Raw genomic sequence first — 2978 nt, 5'->3', positions numbered from 1 at the left:
GTCGTGGCCTGGCGCGGCGCGGCGGGGGCCGGGGCGCGGGTGGCGGCAACCGCCTGGGCGACCTCGGCAGAGGCCGCGCTGGCGCAGCCCGCTTCCGACCTGCCCGACACGGTCAGGCGAGCGGTGAAGGGGAAGTCCTGCCCCGACATGCTGTCCTCGCATTCGGCTGCCCGGATGTTCAGCACGAAGGGACGGCCCGCATGGACGCCCACGTATTCCACGCCCTGCGCGAAAGCCAGGCGGTTCACGCGGATCGGGCGGCCCTTCTGGTTGTCGGGCGTCTTGTAGATCGCGGTGCTGCCTGCCACATCGACGGCCCAGAACGGCTCGTTCCCGCGGGCGCTGAAGGCCGCGGTGTTGTAGGTGCTGGCCTCGGCGGTGGACACGGGCTTCACCTCGGCCCCGGTCTCGATCGGCTGTTCCAGGGGGGAAACGCCGGGGGGGCCCTTGTGGCCCTGGACCTCGGGCTCGGCAGTGCCGAGGCCCGGAAGGTTCACGCCCTCGCAGGCGGCAAGCGGCAGGGTCATCAGCGCGATGAGTGCAAGACGCGGTGTCATCGGTCGGCCTTCTTTGGGGATCACTGTCACGCCAGCGTTAGCAACCGCGAGCGGGCGGCACAAGCGCGCCTCGGGGATTGCGGCGACAGCCCGCCGGATCGGCGATCAACAATTCGGGACGTTGACCGCCAGCCCGCCCAGCGAGGTTTCCTTGTACTTGTCCGACATGTCGCGGCCGGTCTGTCGCATCGTCTCGATCGCGGCGTCCAGCGGCACGAAATGGGTGCCGTCGCCCCGCAGGGCCAGGCTGGCCGCGCTGACGGCCTTGATGGCGCCAAGGCCGTTCCGCTCGATGCAGGGCACCTGCACCAGCCCGCGCACCGGGTCGCAGGTCATGCCCAGGTGATGCTCCAGCGCGATCTCGGCCGCGTTCTCGATCTGCTCGGGCGTGCCGCCCAGGACCGCCGCAAGGCCCGCCGCAGCCATGGCGCTGGCGCTGCCGACCTCGGCCTGGCACCCGGCCTCGGCCCCGGAAATCGAGGCATTGTGCTTGACCAGCCCGCCAATGGCCGAGGCCGTCAGCAGGAACTCGGGGATGTCGCGTTCGGATGCGCCGGGAACGTGGTCCAGCCAATAGCGGATCACGGCAGGCACGGTGCCCGCCGCGCCGTTCGTGGGGGCGGTGACGACCTGTCCGCCTGCCGCGTTCTCCTCGTTCACCGCCATGGCATAGGTGGACATCCAGTCGTTGATGACATGGGGCGCGGTCAGGTTCATGCCGCGTTCGGCCATCAGCTTTTCATGGATCGCCTTGGCGCGGCGCTTGACCGACAGCCCGCCCGGCAGGATGCCGTCGCTGGTCAGCCCCCGGTCCATGCAGTCCCGCATCACCTGCCAGATGCGCAGCAGCCCGTCGCGGATCTCGGCGTCGGATCGATACACGCGTTCGTTGTCGTGCTTCATGCGGGCGATGGACTTGCCCGAGGCTTTGGCCATCTCCAGCATCTCGGCGGCGCTGGCGAAGGGGAAGGGGACGGTAGGCGCATCGTCGCTGCGCTTCTCGCTGCCCTTGCTGGCCAGTTCCTCGTCGGTCAGCACGAAGCCGCCGCCGATGGAGTAATAGATGCGGTGGAAGATCACGTCGCCCTGCGCGTCGGTGGCCGACAAGGTCATGCCGTTCGCATGACCGGGCAGCGCATGGTCGAAATCGAAACGCAGATCGCGGTCCGGGTCGAAGACCAGGTCGCCAAGGCCCTCGGGCGACAGGAGGCGGGACTCGCGGTTCGCTGCCAGTGCGGCCTCGGCGGCATCCGCATCCAGCGTCGCGGGCGCGAAACCCGCAAGCCCCAAGATCGTCGCCCGGTCGGTGGCATGGCCCTTGCCGGTGAAGGCAAGGCTGCCGTGCAGGCTGGCCTTCAGCCCGTGGGCCTTGAAGGGCTGCTGGCGCAATTCGTCCAGAAAACGCGCACCCGCGACCATGGGCCCCATGGTATGCGACGAGGAGGGGCCGACCCCCACCTTGAACAGATCGAAAACCGACAGGAACATGCGTCCCCCTTGTAATTCAGTCTCCATCTAAGCATCTGCCCGGCCAAAGGCCATTCCGATTGCGACAGGCGGGCGGGATCTTAGCGACATGGGCACCAAGCGCGTGCTGCTTTATTAATGGGCTTACTGCCTTAAATATGGGCAAAAAGGCGGATGGTCAAACAGGCGGCACGATGGCCCGCCGGGGACAACCTTGCGGCTGGCCGCGGGCAGAGTGAAGGAACAGACATGCGATTTGGCGACCCGATCATCCTTGGCGACACGCGGCTTGGCCCGCCGGTGTTTCTTGCACCGATGGCGGGAATCACCGACCTGCCGTTCCGCCGCGCCGTCGCACGTCACGGGGCGGGACTGATGGTCAGCGAAATGGTCGCCTCGACCGAGATGGTGACGCCGCGCCCATCGACCCGCGCCGCTGTCCGCGCCAAGGCCCTGACCGAGGGCGTGCTGCCCGTCAGCGTACAGATCGCGGGCCGCGAGGCGGAGGCCATGGCCGAAACGGCCCGCATCGTCGAAGGCATGGGCGCGCGGATCATCGACATCAACATGGGCTGCCCGGCCAAGAAGGTCACGGGCGGCCTGTCGGGCGCGGCGCTGATGCGCGACCTGGACCATGCGCTGACGCTGATCGACGCGGTGGTGGGGGCGGTCTCGGTGCCCGTCACGCTGAAGATGCGGCTGGGCTGGGACGACGATTGCCTCAACGCGCCCGAACTGGCGCGCCGTGCCGGCGATGCCGGGGTCGGGATGCTGACCGTGCATGGCCGGACGCGGGCGCAGTTCTACAAGGGGCAGGCCGACTGGACCCGCATCCGCGCGGTGGCGAACCTGCCGGGACGCCCGCCGCTGGTTGCAAACGGCGACGTGGTGGACGCCGCGTCCGCCCGCGCGGCGCTTGCGGCGTCGGGCGCCGAGGCGGTGATGGTCGGGCGC

Annotated in this window: 3 protein-coding genes; 1 reads left to right on the top strand and 2 read right to left on the bottom strand. The window is 69.0% G+C overall.

All coding sequences use genetic code 11. From position 1 onward, the window contains the following. Positions 1 to 557: COG3650 family protein (locus tag J0F76_RS20295; protein WP_207472260.1), on the bottom strand; the 557-nt coding region annotated here is incomplete at its 3' end. A 105-nt stretch (positions 558 to 662) separates the two neighbouring features. Beyond that, the gene (locus J0F76_RS20290; protein ID WP_207472259.1) at positions 663 to 2045 is read right to left on the bottom strand and encodes an L-serine ammonia-lyase; all 1383 of its coding nucleotides are present in this window, start codon (positions 2043 to 2045) and stop codon (positions 663 to 665) included. A 228-nt stretch (positions 2046 to 2273) separates the two neighbouring features. Here J0F76_RS20290 and J0F76_RS20285 point away from each other — a divergent pair. Next, on the top strand, positions 2274 to 2978 hold a 705-nt coding region (locus J0F76_RS20285), incomplete at its 3' end, for a tRNA dihydrouridine synthase (RefSeq protein WP_207472248.1).

It is taken from the genome of Paracoccus fontiphilus (genome assembly GCF_017356265.1).
GTDB classification, from domain to species: Bacteria; Pseudomonadota; Alphaproteobacteria; order Rhodobacterales; family Rhodobacteraceae; genus Paracoccus; species Paracoccus fontiphilus.
Note: the sequence above shows the minus strand (reverse complement) of the source record. Positions and strands in the feature narration are given on the sequence as shown.

Coding starts and splice junctions, on each gene's coding strand:
- J0F76_RS20290 (WP_207472259.1), bottom strand. CDS start 2,045: ATGTTCCTGTCGGTTTTCGATCTGTTCAAGGTGGGGGTCGGCCCCTCC.